This is a genomic window from Sedimentibacter sp. B4 (genome assembly GCF_000309315.1).
Classification (GTDB): domain Bacteria; phylum Bacillota; class Clostridia; order Tissierellales; family Sedimentibacteraceae; genus Sedimentibacter; species Sedimentibacter saalensis.
Genome location: NZ_CANG01000386.1, coordinates 1 through 215, shown reverse-complemented (window position 1 = coordinate 215; position 215 = coordinate 1). Strand labels below are relative to the sequence as shown.

The window sequence follows — 215 nt, the reverse complement described above, 5'->3', positions numbered from 1 at the left end:
GGATCCATCAGACGCTGGACACCCAGGCGCGGCGGTACCCGCGTCCCGGGGGTCTGGAGGAACGGTTCGCCAGCCTGCTCCCTGAGGTGGAACTGGACGGGTTCGCCGACGTGATCGCGGTGCTGGCAGGTCGCGCCCTGACGCCGAAGGACCCGCCGCTGGTGGGCCTCGAACACCTCCACCAGCCGCTGGTCAGCGTACGCGAGCAGGCCGAG

The 215-nt window shown here is 71.2% G+C and carries 1 pseudogene; it reads left to right on the top strand.

Going from position 1 to position 215, the window contains the following annotated elements:
* A pseudogene (locus BN358_RS26440) lies at nucleotides 1-215 on the top strand (segregation/condensation protein A); the annotation flags it as partial.